This is a genomic window from Enterocloster bolteae (assembly GCF_002234575.2).
GTDB lineage: Bacteria > Bacillota > Clostridia > Lachnospirales > Lachnospiraceae > Enterocloster > Enterocloster bolteae.
The window spans coordinates 4,311,524-4,329,250 of record NZ_CP022464.2 but is presented as its reverse complement, the minus strand read 5'-3'; the positions used below and the strand labels follow the sequence as shown (position 1 = coordinate 4,329,250).

Here is a 17,727-nt window from a genome sequence, read left to right as displayed (position 1 = left end):
TAAGCTGTGGAGCACAGAAGGATTAACAGGAACGGGAGCGGATACAGATTATGTTAGAAGAATTGAAACAAAAGGTATATGAAGCCAATATGGAGCTGCCCCGCAGGGGCCTTATCACCTACACCTGGGGAAATGTAAGCGGAATTGACCGGGAAAAGGGACTGTTTGTCATAAAGCCCAGCGGGGTGGATTACGACGTGTTAAAGCCATCTGATATGGTGGTCATGGACCTGGAGGGCAATAAGGTGGAGGGTGAGATGAACCCGTCCTCCGACACAGCCACCCATGTGGAGCTGTACAATGCGTTTAAGGAGATTGGCGGTATTGTCCATACCCATTCCCCTCATGCAACGGCCTGGGCACAGGCAGGCAGGGCTCTTCCCTGCTACGGCACCACCCATGCGGACTATTTTTACGGTGAGATTCCCTGCGCCAGAAACCTGACGGCAGAGGAAATCGAGGAAGGCTACGAGATGAATACTGGAAGGGTTATCATTGAGACCTTCCAGGGCAAGAACCCGGTTTACATTCCGGCTGTGCTTTGTAAAAACCATGGTCCCTTTACATGGGGGAAGGACGCGGCTGAGGCTGTCCACAATGCCGTTGTGCTGGAGGAGATTGCCAGGATGAATTTCATGACGGAACTCATCAATCCCCAGGCAGGACCAGCTCCCCAGTGTATGCAGGATAAGCATTTCATGCGCAAGCATGGGCCCAATGCTTATTACGGACAGGGGAAATAAATGCAGCAGATGTATATGAAATAGTAAGAAGGCCTTCGGGGCAGTCCTGTGTTTTTGGATTTGTCCTGGGGGCTTTTTGGGTTTTGTATTTTGTCTGTTTAAATGGTATGCTTCATGATACAATATATATATACTTTTTGTGGGCAGGATTCAGATATATAGAAATGGATTCCGAAAAAATAAGTGAGATAAATGGGCATGGCTGCTGCCGGAGGATAAGGAAGATGGATTTTTATAAACGGGTGGGAATTACGGTGAGGACAGTGCCGGAAGGAAAGGTAGCTACCTATGGTCAAATCGCCCTGCTCTGCGGAAAACCGAAAAACGCAAGGCAGGTGGGTTATGCGCTGAACCGCGGTCTGGCCGGAGAAGTTCCGGCCCACCGTGTGGTCAACAGCCAGGGATATCTGACCGGCGCAGCGTCCTTTGAACATCCGGACCTGCAGAGAATGCTTCTGGAGGAGGAAGAGGTCCTGGTATCGGCGGAGGGACGCGTGGACATGAAACGGGATGGATGGAAGAATACGCTGGAGGACGCCCTCAGGCTGAAGGAGATATTTGAGCGGGAGGGGATATGAATTCCGGAGGATGGATGATATATGGCGGAGAGAAAATATGCGTCGGAGAGAAACCATGTGACGGGGAGAACCATGAGACGGAGAAAAACCATGAGACAGAGAGAAACCATGTGACAGCGTAACGTTGACAATGAAAGAGCAGCAGAGGAGGCAGCGGAAAAAACCATGGAACAGCAGTTTGCAGGATGGAGAAAGAAGTTTTTTGTAATTTGGACCGGCCAGGGTATATCGACCCTGACCAGCTCTATTGTACAAATGGCAATCATATGGTATATAACCGGAAAGACAAAGTCAGCGGCCGTTCTTTCCTTTGCAACGCTGGCCGGGTTCCTGCCCCAGGCCGTACTGGGAATGTTCATCGGCGTGCTGATAGACCAGCATGACAGGAAGAAAATCATGATTTGCTCGGATCTGGTGATGTCCTCAGCCTGTGTGGCACTGGCTGTTTCAGGTATTTGGGGGGACATTCCGATCTGGCTGATTTTTATTGTATTATTCATCCGAAGCATTGGCAATGCGTTTTACGCCCCGTCCCTTCAGGCTATTATGCCGTCCATCTTACCAAAGGACCAGCTGACAAAATATGCCGGTTATTCACAGAGCTTTGAATCTGCGTCCATGATAGCCAGTCCTGCCATTGCGGCTGTATTGTACAGTATGTTCCCGCTGAAAGCCATTCTGATGCTGGATGTGTTGGGAGCGTTTTTTGCAGTGGGTACCCTGGTGGCAGTGGATATACCGGGAATTTTCAGGGAAGATAAGGAAAAAACGAATCTTCTGGCAGAGGTCAAGGAGGGGTACAACGTTATGCGCAGTGTACCCGGAATGCGGGAGCTGCTGGTGATTGGCGCATTATATGCAGTCATATATTTTCCCATAGGGACCCTGTATCCTCTGATTACCATGTCTTATTTTAACGGCGGTGTCAGGGAATCGGGGCTGGTGGAGACTGTTTTTGCAGCGGGTACCCTGGTTGGCTCTGTTTCCCTGGGTATATGGGGCGGACGGATAGACAAGATAAAGGCAATCGCCGGGTCCATAGGTATATATGGAGCCGGTACCCTGATAACCGGCCTGCTGCCTCCGCAAGGATTTTATATCTTTGCCTTCCTGTCATTTTTCATGGGAATCTCTGTCCCCTTTTATTTTGGGGTACAGACATCCATTTATCAGATCAAAATTCAGGGGGAATACCTGGGCAGGGCGCTGTCATTGTCCGGCAGTATCAGCATGGCGGCAATGCCGCTGGGGCTTGTTCTGTCAGGAGCCCTGGCCGGTCCGCTGGGAATCGAGAACTGGTTTCTGATATCCGGCGGGGCAACACTGGGGATAGCGGTGTTTGCCTTAACTCTTCCTGCTTTGCGGCACTGTATGGACGGATGATTCCGGCAAAGTATGTCTCAGGGAGGCAATCCATGATTCAATTGCCTGGGCCAGGATGAACTGTTGCTGCAGCACTGCCATACCTGTCTCAGGAATCTCCGGCAAATGTTCTTTCAGCGAGATATTTTCTTCCAGGTATGTTTTTAAAATGTTCACGTTCTGTTCAATCCTGTCCAGACAATCTGCCTGATTGTCCGGGGACAGGCTTGGCAGATTTACAATGACGGAGTTAAAATCCAGAAAGATGTGGATTGGTTTGGACGCAATTTCCAACATCAGGCCTTCAAATGCCTGTTCACCGGCTTCTGTCAGGGAATAGACTGCCTTTTCCGGCATTTTTCCTTCTTTTATCATATTGCTCTTAATATATCCCTTTTCTTCCAGCTGGATTACTTTTTTGTAGATGGATGGGGTGCTGATTTTCACCCACTTTGAAATGTTCCGGTATTCTACCAGCTTCTGGATATCATAGGCGCTCAGGGATTCCTTTTTTAAAATACCCAGTACAATTAAATCTATGGTTGCCATGGCGACCTCCTTTTTTCTCTTGACAAGTACTATAAATTATAGTATCATGTGCCCTATGGCCATTTTACTATAATTTATAGTACTATATTTTACAAGTTGTGTCAAGTGAAAGGAGAGTACAAGATGGAAGGACGTAATAAGAAAATGGAGCTGCTGGGAAACGCGCCCATACCAAAGGCACTGTTAGCCATGGGGCTGCCCACCATGATTGGAATGATGATTAATGCGCTGTATAACCTGGTGGATGCTTATTTTGTGGGAGGTCTGGGGACAAGTCAGATGGGGGCGATTTCCGTTGCGTTTCCCCTGGGGCAGGTCGTGGTAGGATTGGGCTTACTCTTTGGAAACGGCGGGGCATCCTATATATCCAGACTGTTAGGCCGCGGGGACAGGGAGACTGCGGACAGGGCGGCAAGCACGGCCCTGTACAGCAGTATTTTTGTGGGAGCGGCGGTCATCCTTTGCGCGGTCATTTTTTTGAAGCCCCTGTTAAAGTGTCTGGGAGCAACGGACAGTATACTTCCCTATGCTGTTACATACGCGGGTATTTATGTGGTGTCATCCATATTCAATGTGTTTAACGTCACCATGAATAATATTGTGACCAGCGAGGGCGCAGCCAGGACCACCATGTGCGTTCTGCTGACAGGCGCTGCGTTTAATATGGTCCTGGATCCTGTTTTTATCTATGTCCTGAAGCTGGGAGTGGCTGGAGCAGCCATTGCCACGGCTATTTCACAGGCAGTTTCCACCCTGATCTATCTGTATTATGTTATCAGCGGAAGGAGCATGTTCAGCTTTCGTTTCAGGAACTGCTGTTTTTCCAATGAAATCATGTCTGAGATACTGAAAATAGGGATTCCCACTCTGGCCTTCCAGCTGCTGACCAGCCTCTCCATCACCATGATTAATATGCAGGCAAAGCCGTATGGGGACTCTGTGATTGCCGGGATGGGAGCTGTCACAAGAATGATTTCCCTGGGAAGCCTGATGGTATTTGGATTCATCAAAGGATTTCAGCCCATTGCCGGTTATAATTACGGGGCAGGGAACTATGAGCGCCTTCATGAGGCAATCAGGATATCGGTGGTGTGGTCCACCCTGTTCTGCGCGGTATTCGGACTTACTATGGCAGTTTTCTCCGGCCCTGTCATTTCACGGTTTACAAAGAACGACATGGAAATGATCCGTATAGGACAAAAGGCTCTTAAGGCCAATGGATTATCCTTCCTGTTATTTGGATTCTACACCGTGTATTCCTCTCTGTTCCTGGCTCTTGGAAAGGCAGGGGAGGGGTTTGTTCTTGGGGCATGCAGACAGGGAATTTGTTTTGTTCCCATTATCCTGGTTTTCCCGGCGCTGTGGGGATTAAACGGCATCCTGTATGCGCAGCCGGCGGCAGATGTTCTCTCCGCCATGACAGCCTTATTCATGGCTGTTCATTTGAATAGGGATATAGGAAAGAAGGGAAAGGGGGATTTTGGGATGAACAGTGGTATAAGATGAACAGTGGTATAAGACGGTGAGTACGGGAGGATAGGATTATGTATCCCTGAAAAGGAGAGGAGCCGGCGCGATGGGGTCGCGCCGGCTGGGTATGAAAAAGCTGTATATTGTATTAATCAGGATGTTTTATCTATCTATGACTAAAGTATACAGTTCAGATATGTCAAAAGTTTGAGCAGCCTCTTAATAAAATATGAAAATATTTAATAATTACTTATGGGAATCTTATTTTTGACAGAGGTATTCATAAAAGCGGCTCAATGGGCCTGACTGCTTAAGTTGGTAATTTTGATAATTCTCTCATGGTTTATAAGAAATCCCTGCGGTTCGGCGTATTAAGATGCCCTTCATACATGAGGTATCGTTGTGGGCTTTGTATATCAACATCTTTTCTTCCTCCGTACAATCCAGGAGAATTTTGATTTCAGAATCCCGTTTCAACAAATCAACCGTACACAGGATGGCGTCAATCCCGGCCGTATGGTCACTGCCTGCCCAGATGTCTATGCCCTCCCTGTCCATGGATGATGTATTTCTCAGAAATCCATAATCCACCTGATAGATAAAGTCCGGATGTACGGGATGAACCGACCCCTTTGGACGGTCTATGATAATCTCTGACTGTTCCACTAATTTGTCCAGTGCGGTCCAAAATGTATGTTCCAATATTGTGCTCCTTTCCTGAAAACGGACTCCATTCCGGAATTAGACCTCCTTCCGAAATGGAGTTTCTTTTTGTATTGGGCTTTTTTCCTATGGGCAGAGGATTTTGGAGCAAGGCCCTATTTGTGCTGCGAAAGCCAGCGCTCCAGTTCATCCGACTCATCAAAGATTCCCTTTTGCTCATTGTACAGAGATAAATCCCTGCTAAGGGGAAAACCATCCATGAAATCCGACACGATCCTGTGATTCCGGCTTATGACAAGGGTGCAGGAACTGTCCCAGGGAACAATTTCCACCTGGGCCAGGGGGTGCTGGATGGAGACAGGATTGGTCCAGAATCCGGTGTACATGTCAGCATAGGGCAGGTCGTATTCCAGTACCTGGTCCAGGGAGATATGCCGGGGGAAGCCGGAGAGAACAGCCCCAATCCACTGGAAATCCTCTGTCTCAACCATGCGGGTCAGCTCCTCTCCGGAGAGCCAGCCATATCGGTCATACTGGAATATTCTCTGATAAAAGGCTTCGCTTTGGGTACAGCACTGACAGTCGGTGATGAGCCAGTTAAAGTCCTTCTGGGCGTGGCGGATTGAAAGGAACAGTTTTTTTAGATAGGTGTAACCTGTTTCACCTTTTTCGAGAATCGCGCCTTTCATTTCCTCTCCTCCTTTTTCCGGCAGTTATCCGTTCATATGGAACCATTATAGCAAAAGGTCATCCCAAAATACAGACATGTGTGAAATTAAGATTTCTTAAGATTTATATGAGGTATTTTCCAGGGGATTATTTTCTATCATAGACACATAAAAAGAGGAGTGACAAGATAATGGACCATGGAAAACCAATCATATATGTTAAAAATGTGCGCAAGGTTTACCGGATGGGGGACGAGGAAGTGGTGGCCCTTAAAAGGATTAATCTGAGGATTTATAAAGGCGAGGTCTGCTGTATTTTCGGAACGTCGGGGTCAGGAAAGAGTACGCTTTTGAATCAACTGGCCGGAATGGAGAAACCCACAAAAGGACAGGTGTTTATCCGCGGGAAAAATATATCGGATATGAATGAGGAGGAACTGGCCGCTTTCCGGCAGGAACATATGAGCTTTATCTTTCAGTCATATAATCTGCTGCCGTCCATGACAGCGGTTGAAAATGTGGCTATGCCCCTGATGTTTAAGGGAATGGACCGGAAGAGGCGGGAGGCCATGGCAGAAGAAATGCTGAAACGTGTGGGGCTTTCACACCGGCTTCATCATTATCCCTCCCAGATGTCCGGGGGCCAGCAGCAGAGAGCGGGAATAGCCAGGGCATTTGTGTCCAGACCTGAGGTAGTGTTTGCAGATGAACCAACCGGAAATCTGGATACAAAAACAACAGCGGAAATCATGGACATGGTCATGGGCTTTGCCAGAAGATTTAACCAGACCATCATACTGGTGACCCATGACCCGGGCATGTCCAGGTATGCGGACCGAATCGTGACCCTGGTGGACGGAATCATAACGGGAGATGAAAGGAAAGGACAGTGAGGATGGAGATAACAGGAAGGCTCAAACGGGCAGCGGCAGTGATGATTTCAACTGCTATGATAATAGGAATGTGCGGAAATGCTTTGGCAGAGGAGACAGACAGTTCCGGGGGGCGGGAAACGATTGCCGCAGAAGGGATTAATGAGAGAAACGAAGGCGGAATGGCTGGAGAGGGGACTGGAGGAATGGAAGCCGGAGCAGCAGGAGCCAACGGAGCAGGAGCCAACGGAGCAGGAGACAGCACAACAGAAAGTGCCGGAACGGAAACCGGTGTAGCGGGAACATCCCAGCCGGGCAGTGGGACGGGCCGTGAGATGGGCAGTGAGACAGGCGGTTCAGGGGCTGATTCCGTCAGCGGGGCTCAGGACGGCGGCAGCCAGGAGGGCAGCGGAGGACGGGTCAGAGGAAAGGAGGATTCCAATAATCCGGACGATGGTGCCCCGGGAAGTGGAAGCCTGTGGGTGGGTGAGTATGAGATTTTTGCACCGGGCGGTTCGAAGGACACCCTGGATGTGCTGCGCAAAGGGCGCCAGGCAAAGGTGGTGGTCAATGTAAGAAGCAATGGAATCAAGACAAGTGAGGTGGGAAAACGGGGAGTAACGGTAACAAAACTCAGCGACAGCTTCCGCAATGGGGAAAATCCAAAGGTAAAGATCACATCGGACAAGGAGGACGACCTGGAGTTTACAGTGACGTTTACCAGGCTTACTTATACGGGAAAGGGGGATGTTCTGAGGCTGAAGGTGGGATTTAAGAGTTCCGGAATTCCCTCTGAACAGCTGGAAGTAAATATTTCGGAATGCGAGGAGTCGGCTCCCAGGGAAAATGGGGATACGGGAAGTACCACAGGGCAGCCAATCATAAGAGTCAGGAGAATCTCGCCGCAAAATCCCGTTGGCCCCGGTGACCACTTCACGCTGGAAGTGGAGCTTGAGAACACCAGTAAAGATGCGGATATCGAGGATATGGTGGTAAATGTATCGCCGGGAAGTTCCCTGTTCATAGGCGGTGACACTAACACAAGGATCGTTAGCCGCCTGGATACCGGGAGAGCCGAGCTGGTTAAATTCAATCTGATAGCGGGACAGGATATATCCGGTCCCAGCCAGCTTATTGATTTGGAGTTAAAATACAACTATTATTCAGGAGGACAGCTTACATCGGCTGCCTCTGTGCAAAAGGTGCTTCTGCCTGTAAAAGGAGGCACGGCTACAGGACAGCCCGTGCTGCTCATAGACAGGGGACCTATGGGACCAGTGAGTTCCGGCCAGCCGTTTCAGATTACTTTAAAACTGGAAAATACCGACACAGTCAAAGGAATACGGAATCTTACAGCTACCTTTGAGCCAAATGACCAGATATCTCTTCTGGAGGCAACCGATACACGGCAGATTGGGGATATAGGGCCGGGACAGTCCGTGGACGTGTCTGTGAACCTTAAGGCGGGATCCGAATTGTCGTCAGCAGCATCCCAGCTTTTGGGTATCACCTTGAAATTTGATTATGATACAGATAAGGGAACGGTCCAGGGTACGTATTCCCAACGAATCGTGGTGCCTACCAATGGCAAGACAGCCACTCCGGGAGCCCCCACGCCAAATATCATACTGACTAATTATACATATGGAGATAAAGTCTCAGCAGGCCAGGTGTTTCGTCTGAACATGGAGTTTATGAATACCAGTCAGGTGTCTCCCATAGAAAACGTGGTCATTTCGCTGGAAACAGGAGAAGGTTTATCTATCAACTCGTCCTCCAACACATTTTATGTTCCAAAGATGGGGCCGGGTGAGAAAAAAGCACAGCAGGTGGATGTCCAGGCATTGTTCCAGACAAAGGATTCCAAGGTACAGTCCCCTAAGATAACCATATCGTGCAAATATGAGTACATTGATAAAACAGAGAGAAAACAGTCTACTGCCGCAGAAACCATTGCAGTGCCGGTTTACCAGCCAGACCGGTTCCAGGTGAGCCCGCCCTCTTTTGTGGAGGAAATCCGTCAGAATGAGGAGACCACCATCTCGCTTCCCTATGTAAACAAGGGAAGAGGACAGGTGTACAATGTGGAAGCCAGTTTGGAAGGGGACATACAGGTAATTGACAGAAGCCTGAATCTGGGGAATTTTGATGCGGGAAAAAGCGGGACCATTGATTTTATAGCAACCCCGAAAAAGGCAGGGACCTTTGAGGGCAGGGTAAAAGTGACATATGAGGACGAGTCCATGGAGATAAGGACCATGGAGATTCCTGTGACATTCGAGGTGAAAGAAGGAGCTGCTGAAGAAACGGACGGCGCAGATATGATGGACGGAGAAATGGATGGGGGAAGGAAAATGAACTGGAAAATGATGGCCGGTATTCTAACTGCAGCACTGGTGTCAGGAATTCTGTGGATTAAGAGAAAAAAAGCCAAAGGATTGAAGGACCGCAGCCGGTGCCAGGAGCAGAATGGCTGGGATGAACTGGAGGACGGTCAGAATTTGGAAGGCTGGGATGAACTGGAGGACAGTCAGGATTTGGAAGGCTGGGATGAACTGGAGGACAGCCAGGTCTTGGATGGCCGGAATGAACTGGAGGACAGCCGTGATCAGCCATCGGAAAATGAGGAAGATAAAACATGAAAACAAAGGACTTACTCACCATATGTCTCCAGAATCTGACCCGCCATAAAAGCAGGACCTTTCTCACTGTATTGGGAGTCATCATAGGCTGCTGCTCCGTGGTCATTATGATATCCATTGGAATCGGAATGAAGGAGGCACAGAAGAACATGCTGGCCCAGATGGGAGATCTGACCATTATCAATGTATATTCGGCCGGCAAAGGGAGCCGCTCGGCAAAGCTGAATAACCAGGCAATCCGGCGTTTAAAGGAAATGAAATCAGTGGAGGCAGTCACGCCAAAACTTACAGCTGAAAACATCCCCATCACCCTGTATGCCGGAAGAAACCGGCGTTACAAGTCCGCCTACACCACCATTGTGGGCATTGACGTAAAGGCAGCCGAAGCCATGGGATACAAGCTGACGGACGGGACCTGGGACAAGGGGGGAAGGGATGGTGTCTTTGTGGGGGAGAATTTTGCCTATATGTTTGAGGACACCAAGAGGCCTTCCGGCAGAAACACGGTTGATATGTACAGCGGATATGATAACCTGGATGAAAGTGGAATGCCTGTGAAGCCCCAGCCATATTTTGATTCCATGAAAACAGCCTATACGCTGGATATCAGCAGCGATAAGGAGGATGATAAGAAAATCACGCGCCAGCTGGAAGCCGCGGGAAGAATGAAGGAGGATTACGGAAAAGGAGAGGAGACATCCATGGGGCTTGTGATGGACCTGGAAATGCTTAAGACCTTATTGGACCAGCAGGCTAAGCTGAGCGGCAGGAAGCCGGAGTGGAAAAAGGGATATTCAGGCGCCCTGGTGAAGGTAAAGGATATGAACCAGGTGGCGGAGGTGGAGACGGAAATAAAACGTATGGGCTTTCGGACCAGCTCCATGGAGACCATCCGAAAGCCTATGGAGCGGGAGGCCAGACAGAAACAGATGATGTTAGGCGGCCTGGGAGCCATTTCCCTGTTTGTGGCAGCCCTGGGAATTACCAACACCATGATTATGTCCATATCTGAGCGGACAAGGGAAATAGGAGTTATGAAGTCGCTGGGGTGTTTTGTCAGGGACATAAGAAGGATATTCCTTCTGGAAGCGGGCTGCATCGGGCTGTTAGGAGGAGTGACAGGGACTGTATTCAGTTATGCCATATCCTTTGTCATGAATATGACCTCCGAAGGAATGTCGTCCTCATCCATGGCCGGAGCCATGGAAGCGGACATGGCGGGGCTTCCTTCCAGGCTGTCCGTGATACCGTGGTGGCTGTCCCTGTTTGCGGTCCTGTTTTCCATTGCAGTGGGCGTGGGGGCAGGTTATTATCCGGCTGGCAAAGCAGTAAAGATTTCAGCGCTGGAGGCAATCAAGCATGACTGACGGGAAAGAACAGCTGGAAGAAGGGACAAAAACAGTTGAATCAATAGGACTATTTGGTGGAAGTAAGAGAATATCTGAGATATAATGAAGATAGTTTGGCCATCCCGGAACATCCATACCCGGATGGTTAAAAATGAAACACGCCATTATAAAGAGAGGTGTCAGGTTGGACAAGCGGAAGATTTTATTTGCAGATGACGATCCGGAGATAAGGGAGGTAGTGAGAATCCTGCTGGAAAGTGAGGGATACCAGGTTGTGGAAGCAGAGAACGGGGAGCAGGCTGCGTCTGCGGCAGACGATACATTTGACCTGATTATACTGGATGTAATGATGCCGGGACGTAATGGATTTTCTGCCTGCGCAGAGATACGAAGGAAGTTAAATACGCCCATTTTGTTCCTCACGGCCCGCACCCAGGACTCCGACAAGACCATGGGATTTGGGGCAGGAGGTGACGACTATCTGGCAAAACCATTTTCCTATGCGGAGCTGGCGGCCAGGGTAAAGGCCATGATACGCCGGTACCATGTGTATAAAGGCAAGGAGGAGGATGGGGAGGAATCCATAACTGTTAAGGATCTGGTCATTCAGAAATCATTTAATGAGGTCATGAAAAACAGCCGGGAAATTCTTCTTACGGATTTGGAATACCGCATCCTTTTACTGCTGGCGTCCAACCGGGGAAAATTGTTTACCATTGAGAATATTTATGAGAGCGTGTGGGGGGAAGCCTATTTTTACAGCGCCAATAACACGGTGATGGTACATATCAGGAATCTCCGCAGGAAGCTGGAGGCGGACCCAAAGAATCCAAAGTATATTGTCAATGTATGGGGAAAGGGGTATCGGATTGAGTAAGAGCAGGAGAATCAGCAGGCTGGGGACAGAGCTTACCCTGGCGGCAGTGGCGTCGGCCCTTGTTTCACTGGCTCTCTACATGGCCCTTAATACACTGCTTTTTGGTATCCTGGACCGTGTGCTTTTCAGTGAGGACAGAATGATTCTGAGGGAACAGGCCTGCGTGGAGCGGCTTCAGGCGTATGTGACAGAGAACGGACTGTCCACGAATGACGGTAAAATGCTGGACAAGTGGGCGTCGGGAGAAAAGAACCTTCTCATAACCATCTATAAAGACGGCAGGTTTCGGTACAGCAATGACGCCAAGGTGATGGTTATGGTTCCGGAAATGAATGAGTGGGAAGATACCTCATGGCTTTATGAGGTGAAATTTGCAGACGGGACTGCCCAGGCAGGGGTCAGCTATTATGTGGAATATGGATATTATGCTGCCGCCAGTGTGCTGGGAGGCGTGATCTCCATGGCAGTGTTTGCGCTGATGCTGGTCATGCTGATTCGCGGAAAAATCAGGTACATAGATTTGATGGAACAGGAGATACAGATATTAAAAGGCGGGGACCTGGATTACCGGATTACGGTAAAGGGGAAGGATGAGCTTGCCTCCCTGGCAGCGGAAATTGATGCCATGCGCTGTGCCATCAAGGAACGGCAGCAGAAAGAGGAGGAAGCGGGAAAGGCCAACCGTGAGCTGGTCACTGCCATGTCACATGATCTGCGCACTCCTCTGACGTCCCTGTTAGGTTATGTGGACATACTTCAGATGGAGAAGGGGGAAGACCGGGGGCAGCAGAGAAAGTATCTGAATTCCATTCGGGATAAGGCATACCAGATAAAGGAACTTTCAGATAAATTGTTTGAATATTTCATTGTTTATGGAAGAAAAAGGGAAGAGCTTGAGGCAGAGGAGGTTAATGGGGCTGAATTCCTGGGCCAAATCGTGGAGGAGAGCCTTTTTGACATGGAGAGCGAGGGCTTTGACATCAGGCGCAGTTCCGATGAAATCAATTGCAGGCTTTTGGCGGACATTAATCTGTGCCGCCGGGTATTCGGAAATATATTTTCCAATCTGCTCAAATACGCAGACAGGAACCGCCCGGTAACCGTATCCTATCAGCAGCGGGCGGATTGTCTTATCATCTGTTTTGGCAATTATGTGGCAGAGGACGCGCAGGAAAAGGAGAGCACCGGAATCGGCCTTAAGACCTGCGCTAAAATCATTGGGGACCATGGCGGAAGTTTTTACAGCGGCCGGGAAGCCGGTTTTTTCCTGACAAAGATAAGCCTTCCCCTAATCGTTTCCTGAAAGCCAGCATACAGCCACCACAGCCAGAATACCGATTCCCGATACCAAAAACCACATATTTACCCCGAAAATCTGGGCTACAGGGCTGGATATGAGGAGCCCCACAGGCATGGCTAAGGACATGATGCTTCCCAAGAGGGAGAAGGCCCGTCCCTGGGCTTTTGCAGGTATGGTCTCCTGCAGATAGGCCACGAATGGAATATTGTAGGCGCTGCCGGCCCCGCCCATGAACATGCAGGTCGCTGCAAAAACATACCAGGCCCACATATCAGAGGGCAGGATGCCGCAGATAAAGCAGGTGATGCCGCTTCCGGCCAGTCCCAGGTAGGAGGCCTTCAGTTTATTGTTTACCTTGCCCAGGCTGCCGAATATGATGGCGGATACCATCATGCCAAGGGCATAGAGGAATTCCACCGCGCTTCCATGCCATGCACTGGCCTTAAAATAAGTGCTGGACATCAGCGGATAATAGGAGGCCAGGGGCAGATAAAATACCATGGTAATGGCTGCGGCCGCAGTCAGCTTCATCAGCCTGCGGTCGCTCATGCAGATGCTAAGCCCCTCCTTCATTTCCCGGATTAAATGAGGGGCCTCCTGATGGCTGTGTTCCGGTTCAGGGATGGTTACCACCGCCATTGTAAGGCTGGCAGCACATGCGCCTATAAAATCAGTCAGCAGGATGACCGGAAGCGGCAGCGCGGCATACATGGCAGCTCCTATGACAGGTCCCAGCATAAAGGCGCCGGACTGCATGAACTGGTTCCAGCCATTGGCCCGGACCAGCTTGTCCGGCGGTACCAGCTGCGGCACGATGGACTGGATGGCAGGTGTATGGAATACACTTCCCAGGGCCCGAATGCCCAGAACCGCGCAGGCAGACCAGTAGGGAGGATGGCCCACCCACAGGAGGACAGCAAAGACCACGGCTACCAAGCCGATGAACATATCCGCTGCAGTGGCCACATGTTTCCGCTTCAGGCGGTCAATCCACACCCCGGCAAAGGGACCCAGGAAGATTTGGGGCAGAAATGCCACCAGGCCGGATAACGCCATCATCATGGGAGAGCCGGTTTCGCTGGCCAGCCACCAAATCAGCGAGAACTGGACAGCAGAGCTTCCGATAAGGGAGACAGTCTGGCCTGCTGCAATGGTCAGAAATTTCTGTTTCCATCTTGAATAATCATTCATATTAAAAAATCCTTTCCGTATTCTGGATCTGACCTGACATGGCGTCCTGTTTTGGGTTTGTCCCAAAGCCTGTTTTGGCTGTATAGAGCATACATACTGCATAAATACAATATAAATACAACATGAAAAGGCAGATAAAGCCATTACGGTTCTATCTGCCTTGCCTGTATGTAGAAAACAAACTGTCCCCCGGATCAGCGGCGGGCAATTCACATATTACATAAAAATATATCAGGCGTATCTGCATCTCATCCGTAAAACAGGCACAACAAAAAAACCATATCAGGTTTTATTTAATTGCTGCTTATCTTAAACGAATGGATAAATACATCAAACGCCCTCCTTGTTATGAACACTTGGCGCCTGTCTTTCAGACGCTTCCATGCGATACATGTCACCGGCACTTAGCGGGTTCTTTCCGGGCTTCGTGCAGTGGCTTTTGTAAAGTAAAATCATCATATCAGAAAATGTGCGGTATGTCAAAGAAATTTTACCGGGGAAACTCATGGCAGAATTCATGGCAAAATACACGCCGGGAAATTCACATAGAAAATCACCGGAAAATCGCCGGAAAAATTCACAGAAACTTACAGAACCGAAGGCGGTGGGATAATAGGAAGGTTCACCGTAAAGGTGGTACCGATACCGGCCTCGCTGACGACTCGGATCTGACCTTTGTGGAGGTGTACGATTTTTTCCACCACCGTGAGGCCAATGCCGTTTCCCTCTGCAGTATGGGAGCTGTCTCCCTGGTAGAAACGGTCGAATATATGGTTCTTTGTCTCCTCATCCATGCCGCATCCATTGTCCAGAATCTGGAAAACCACCTGGTCTTTCTTCCTGTGCAGCTTCAGTTTTATCTTTCCGTTCTGAGGGGAAAATTTGATGGCGTTGTCAATCAGGTTAATCCATACCTGGTTTAGGAGCGCCTTATTTCCGCGGTATTCCAGTTCATCCATATCAATAAACAGTTCCAGGTCCTTTTTCTGCCATTTTGATTCCAGCAGCAGGACAGACTGGCGCACTTCTTCCGACAGGTCAAAAGATTCCATATCGGACAGGATGCTCATTTTTTCTATCTTGGACAGATTCAGCACATTGGTGGAGAGCTGGGACAGACGGTTGGATTCACTTATGATGATATCCAGATATTCGTCCCGTTCCTCCTTTGTGAGTCTGTCATTTTTCAGTATCTTGGCAAAGCCTCTCAGGGATACAATGGGAGTCTTGAATTCATGGGAAAAATTATTGATGAAGTCAGAGCGCAGCAGCTCCGTGTTCTCCAGTTCCTGGGCCATGCGGTTAAAGCTTTCGGAGAGGCGTTCAAATTCACGGTTCAGGTCCAGGTGGATGCGCACCTTGAAGTTGCCGTCCGCCAGCTGGTTGATGGCCTCAATCAGGTCGCGGATGGGCTTAAGGGGGATGCGGCTTAAGAGCAGGGTGAGGCCGGCGCCAACCACGGCGCTGAGCACGGCCAGCAGGGGAATGGGGCGCCAGAACTGGGGGATGGGAATATCAGCCTGGTAGAAAATCCTCCAGTACAGGTACATCAAAAATCCCTGCAGGGTCATGACCGTGAGCATGATTAAGAAGATACCTGCGGTCAGTATGAGGGTCATGGTACCCAGTGGTTTACGGTTTCTCCTGTGTCTCATAGATGTTTCACCGCCTTGTAGCCCAGGCCGCGTATGGTTTCAATGGTAAACTCGGGATAATCCTCAAAACGCTTGCGAAGCCGGTTAATGTGTACATTGATGGTATTGTCGTCCGACTGGGATTCCATGCCCCATATCTCATCCATGAGCTGGATACGGGTGAATATCTTGCCGGGATAGGACAGGAGCTTGTAAAGAAGATAGAACTCCTTGCGGGGCAGCGTCTGGCTTTCATCCCCTCGGCTTACGGTCAGGGAGTCGTAATCCAGGCACACATCTGCGATGGTGATGCGCCGTTCGTTCACAATCTGTGCCCTGCGCAGAAGGGCCCGGATGCGCAGAATCATCTCCTCCTCATCCACGGGCTTTGTCATATAATCATCTGTTCCAACAATGAATCCCTTCCGTTTGTCCTCCGGCAGCTGTTTGGCGGTGACCATGAGAATGGGCAGGGTGTAATCTGTAGCCCTCAGCTGTCTGGTGAACTCATAGCCGTCCATGCCGGGCATCATGATGTCCAGGATAACCAGGTCTACATGGTGGGTATCTAATAATTTCAAGGCCTCCAGGCCGTCGCATGCCAGGATGGGATGGTAGCCGTGTTCCTTCAGTACAGCTTCCATCAGCCGCCGGGTATTCTTGTCATCTTCCGCAACCAGTATCTGAAACATGTTCCATTACCTCCCTCTGCTACATTTCATTATACATATATAACATCTTTTTATAAAGTAAACATAAACGAATCATCAGAAAATGAAAGAATATTTATTTTTTTATTTAGGATGTTTATGTTTTACAATCGCGATACCAGACGCAGAGAGGCCGGTTACCGCTCCCTGCCGCAGGAAACCGAATCACATAAACTGATAAACAGCTGCATGAGCGGACTGACCCACTTGTTTTTATGGTGCGCGCAGACGGCAGTGATTTTTGTGCCTGAAATAGTGGTTGGAATTTTCACCAATTCACCACGGTTTAATTCCTCTGTTACTGTAAATTCGGGAAGAAAGGAAACCCCCACATTGTTTTTAACAAGATTTTTGATTGTGGGAATACTCCACAGCTCAATGGTATGGTCGAGAATAATTGATTTATCACGAAGATATTGTTCAAAAATCTGCCGGAAAATGCAGTTCGGTTCATTGATGATGAGAGGGAGCGGAATGGTTCTGTCCGGTGTCACAAAATCCGGGTATCTGTTTTGTATTTCGGGGGACGCCACCAAAACCACGGGATAATCACCTAAAGGCTTAACCGCAAGATTCGAGCCAAAACCTCCCACATCCTCATAAAATACGCCTAAATCCAATCCGCCGCTGAAAAGCTCATCCCGAATATCATAACAGTTCATAGAGCGCAGGAACAAACGGGCTTTCGGAGCCTGCCTGTGAAATTCCTTCAAAATAGCGGGAAGTTTGTAACATAGCAGACTTTCGCCAACGCCGATCTGGATATCTCCCTGGTATTCCGATAAATGTTCGCCTAAAAAAGATAACTTGTCCACGGACTGGAGAATGTCATCCACATAAGGAATCAGATGCTCTCCTGCCTTTGTCAAAACCATTTTCCTGCCGATTTTTTCAAATAAAGTAGTGGATAAGTCGCGTTCAAGCTGATTCATTTGAAACGTAATGGTAGACTGTGTATAATTCAGCTTTTTGGCAGCTTTGGAAAAACCGCCTTCATCAATAATCGTGCGGAATGTTCTTAAACATTTAAGCTCCATGGGTTTTCCTCCAATACTTCAATAAAATTGAACTATATATATAAATACTTTGATTTGTTCGCTGCATTGTTTTGTGTTATTA

Annotated in this window: 17 protein-coding genes; 10 read left to right on the top strand and 7 right to left on the bottom strand. The window is 49.0% G+C overall.

The window, feature by feature from the left end; translation table 11 throughout:
• The first annotated feature begins 50 nt into the window (after nt 1–50).
• The 4 genes from CGC65_RS20020 (at nt 51) to CGC65_RS20010 (ending at nt 2,704) form a co-directional block, all read left to right on the top strand.
• Nucleotides 51–743 (top strand): L-ribulose-5-phosphate 4-epimerase, encoded by a 693-nt coding sequence (locus CGC65_RS20020; RefSeq protein WP_002565173.1) that lies wholly within the window; start codon nt 51–53, stop codon nt 741–743.
• A gap of 224 nt (nt 744–967) precedes the next feature.
• On the top strand, nt 968–1,321 hold the full coding sequence (locus tag CGC65_RS20015) for an MGMT family protein (RefSeq protein ID WP_002565172.1): 354 nt from the start codon (nt 968–970) through the stop codon (nt 1,319–1,321).
• A complete protein-coding gene (locus CGC65_RS32120) occupies nt 1,318–1,443 on the top strand; it encodes a hypothetical protein (protein WP_007038335.1) in 126 nt (41 codons plus the stop codon). The genes CGC65_RS20015 and CGC65_RS32120 overlap by 4 nt, the downstream gene beginning before the upstream one ends.
• 43 nt (nt 1,444–1,486) lie before the next feature.
• Nucleotides 1,487–2,704 carry an MFS transporter gene (locus CGC65_RS20010; RefSeq protein ID WP_002565170.1) on the top strand — a complete coding sequence of 406 codons (1,218 nt, stop codon included), beginning with the start codon at nt 1,487–1,489 and terminating at the stop codon, nt 2,702–2,704.
• Here CGC65_RS20010 and CGC65_RS20005 read toward each other — a convergent pair.
• Nucleotides 2,666–3,232, bottom strand: a complete 567-nt coding sequence (locus tag CGC65_RS20005; protein ID WP_002565169.1) for a PadR family transcriptional regulator — start codon at nt 3,230–3,232, stop codon at nt 2,666–2,668. The two genes, CGC65_RS20010 and CGC65_RS20005, sit on opposite strands and share 39 nt — an antisense overlap.
• A gap of 123 nt (nt 3,233–3,355) precedes the next feature.
• Here CGC65_RS20005 and CGC65_RS20000 point away from each other — a divergent pair, with 123 nt between their 5' ends.
• Nucleotides 3,356–4,738, top strand: coding sequence for an MATE family efflux transporter (locus CGC65_RS20000; RefSeq protein ID WP_002565168.1), 1,383 nt, complete (start codon nt 3,356–3,358; stop codon nt 4,736–4,738).
• 300 nt (nt 4,739–5,038) lie between these two features.
• On the opposite strand, the gene CGC65_RS19995 is transcribed toward CGC65_RS20000, so the two are convergent.
• Both CGC65_RS19995 and CGC65_RS19990 read right to left on the bottom strand, forming a co-directional pair.
• Complete coding sequence (locus CGC65_RS19995) at nt 5,039–5,404, bottom strand: hypothetical protein (protein ID WP_002565166.1); 366 nt, start codon at nt 5,402–5,404, stop codon at nt 5,039–5,041.
• Nucleotides 5,405–5,520: 116 nt separating this feature from the next.
• Nucleotides 5,521–6,054 (bottom strand): hypothetical protein, encoded by a 534-nt coding sequence (locus tag CGC65_RS19990; RefSeq protein WP_002565165.1) that lies wholly within the window; start codon nt 6,052–6,054, stop codon nt 5,521–5,523.
• A 170-nt stretch (nt 6,055–6,224) separates the two neighbouring features.
• Between CGC65_RS19990 and CGC65_RS19985 the strand changes: the two genes are divergently transcribed.
• The 5 genes from CGC65_RS19985 to CGC65_RS19965 all read left to right on the top strand — a co-directional run bounded on the left by CGC65_RS19985 (nt 6,225) and on the right by CGC65_RS19965 (nt 13,076).
• Nucleotides 6,225–6,926, top strand: coding sequence for an ABC transporter ATP-binding protein (locus CGC65_RS19985; RefSeq protein ID WP_002565164.1), 702 nt, complete (start codon nt 6,225–6,227; stop codon nt 6,924–6,926).
• A gap of 2 nt (nt 6,927–6,928) precedes the next feature.
• On the top strand, nt 6,929–9,547 hold the full coding sequence (locus CGC65_RS19980; protein ID WP_002565163.1) for a COG1361 S-layer family protein: 2,619 nt from the start codon (nt 6,929–6,931) through the stop codon (nt 9,545–9,547).
• A complete protein-coding gene (locus CGC65_RS19975; protein WP_002565162.1) occupies nt 9,544–10,914 on the top strand; it encodes an ABC transporter permease in 1,371 nt (456 codons plus the stop codon). The genes CGC65_RS19980 and CGC65_RS19975 overlap by 4 nt, the downstream gene beginning before the upstream one ends.
• 133 nt (nt 10,915–11,047) lie before the next feature.
• Nucleotides 11,048–11,773, top strand: coding sequence for a response regulator transcription factor (locus CGC65_RS19970; RefSeq protein ID WP_048928794.1), 726 nt, complete (start codon nt 11,048–11,050; stop codon nt 11,771–11,773).
• Nucleotides 11,766–13,076, top strand: coding sequence for a sensor histidine kinase (locus CGC65_RS19965; protein WP_002565160.1), 1,311 nt, complete (start codon nt 11,766–11,768; stop codon nt 13,074–13,076). Before CGC65_RS19970 ends, CGC65_RS19965 begins: the two co-directional genes overlap by 8 nt.
• Here the strand turns inward: CGC65_RS19965 and CGC65_RS19960 are convergent.
• The 4 genes from CGC65_RS19960 to CGC65_RS19945 form a co-directional block, all read right to left on the bottom strand.
• Nucleotides 13,062–14,264 carry an MFS transporter gene (locus CGC65_RS19960; protein WP_007037154.1) on the bottom strand — a complete coding sequence of 401 codons (1,203 nt, stop codon included), beginning with the start codon at nt 14,262–14,264 and terminating at the stop codon, nt 13,062–13,064. The genes CGC65_RS19965 and CGC65_RS19960 overlap by 15 nt on opposite strands.
• Before the next feature lie 587 nt (nt 14,265–14,851).
• Nucleotides 14,852–15,919, bottom strand: a complete 1,068-nt coding sequence (locus tag CGC65_RS19955) for a HAMP domain-containing sensor histidine kinase (protein ID WP_002565158.1) — start codon at nt 15,917–15,919, stop codon at nt 14,852–14,854.
• On the bottom strand, nt 15,916–16,590 hold the full coding sequence (locus CGC65_RS19950; protein ID WP_002565157.1) for a response regulator transcription factor: 675 nt from the start codon (nt 16,588–16,590) through the stop codon (nt 15,916–15,918). Before CGC65_RS19950 ends, CGC65_RS19955 begins: the two co-directional genes overlap by 4 nt.
• A 155-nt stretch (nt 16,591–16,745) precedes the next feature.
• A complete protein-coding gene (locus tag CGC65_RS19945) occupies nt 16,746–17,645 on the bottom strand; it encodes a LysR family transcriptional regulator (RefSeq protein WP_007037152.1) in 900 nt (299 codons plus the stop codon).
• Nucleotides 17,646–17,727: the final 82 nt, after the last annotated feature.

Bases quoted from the DNA above. Each gene is read 5' to 3' on its own strand.
- CGC65_RS20020 (WP_002565173.1), top strand. From the start codon at position 51: ATGTTAGAAGAATTGAAACAAAAGGTATATGAAGCCAATATGGAGCTG.
- CGC65_RS20015 (WP_002565172.1), top strand. From the start codon at position 968: ATGGATTTTTATAAACGGGTGGGAATTACGGTGAGGACAGTGCCGGAA.
- CGC65_RS32120 (WP_007038335.1), top strand. From the start codon at position 1,318: ATGAATTCCGGAGGATGGATGATATATGGCGGAGAGAAAATATGCGTC.
- CGC65_RS20010 (WP_002565170.1), top strand. From the start codon at position 1,487: ATGGAACAGCAGTTTGCAGGATGGAGAAAGAAGTTTTTTGTAATTTGG.
- CGC65_RS20005 (WP_002565169.1), bottom strand. From the start codon at position 3,232: ATGGCAACCATAGATTTAATTGTACTGGGTATTTTAAAAAAGGAATCC.
- CGC65_RS20000 (WP_002565168.1), top strand. From the start codon at position 3,356: ATGGAAGGACGTAATAAGAAAATGGAGCTGCTGGGAAACGCGCCCATA.
- CGC65_RS19990 (WP_002565165.1), bottom strand. From the start codon at position 6,054: ATGAAAGGCGCGATTCTCGAAAAAGGTGAAACAGGTTACACCTATCTA.
- CGC65_RS19985 (WP_002565164.1), top strand. From the start codon at position 6,225: ATGGACCATGGAAAACCAATCATATATGTTAAAAATGTGCGCAAGGTT.
- CGC65_RS19980 (WP_002565163.1), top strand. From the start codon at position 6,929: ATGGAGATAACAGGAAGGCTCAAACGGGCAGCGGCAGTGATGATTTCA.
- CGC65_RS19975 (WP_002565162.1), top strand. From the start codon at position 9,544: ATGAAAACAAAGGACTTACTCACCATATGTCTCCAGAATCTGACCCGC.
- CGC65_RS19970 (WP_048928794.1), top strand. From the start codon at position 11,048: ATGAAACACGCCATTATAAAGAGAGGTGTCAGGTTGGACAAGCGGAAG.
- CGC65_RS19960 (WP_007037154.1), bottom strand. From the start codon at position 14,264: ATGAATGATTATTCAAGATGGAAACAGAAATTTCTGACCATTGCAGCA.
- CGC65_RS19955 (WP_002565158.1), bottom strand. From the start codon at position 15,919: ATGAGACACAGGAGAAACCGTAAACCACTGGGTACCATGACCCTCATA.
- CGC65_RS19950 (WP_002565157.1), bottom strand. From the start codon at position 16,590: ATGTTTCAGATACTGGTTGCGGAAGATGACAAGAATACCCGGCGGCTG.
- CGC65_RS19945 (WP_007037152.1), bottom strand. From the start codon at position 17,645: ATGGAGCTTAAATGTTTAAGAACATTCCGCACGATTATTGATGAAGGC.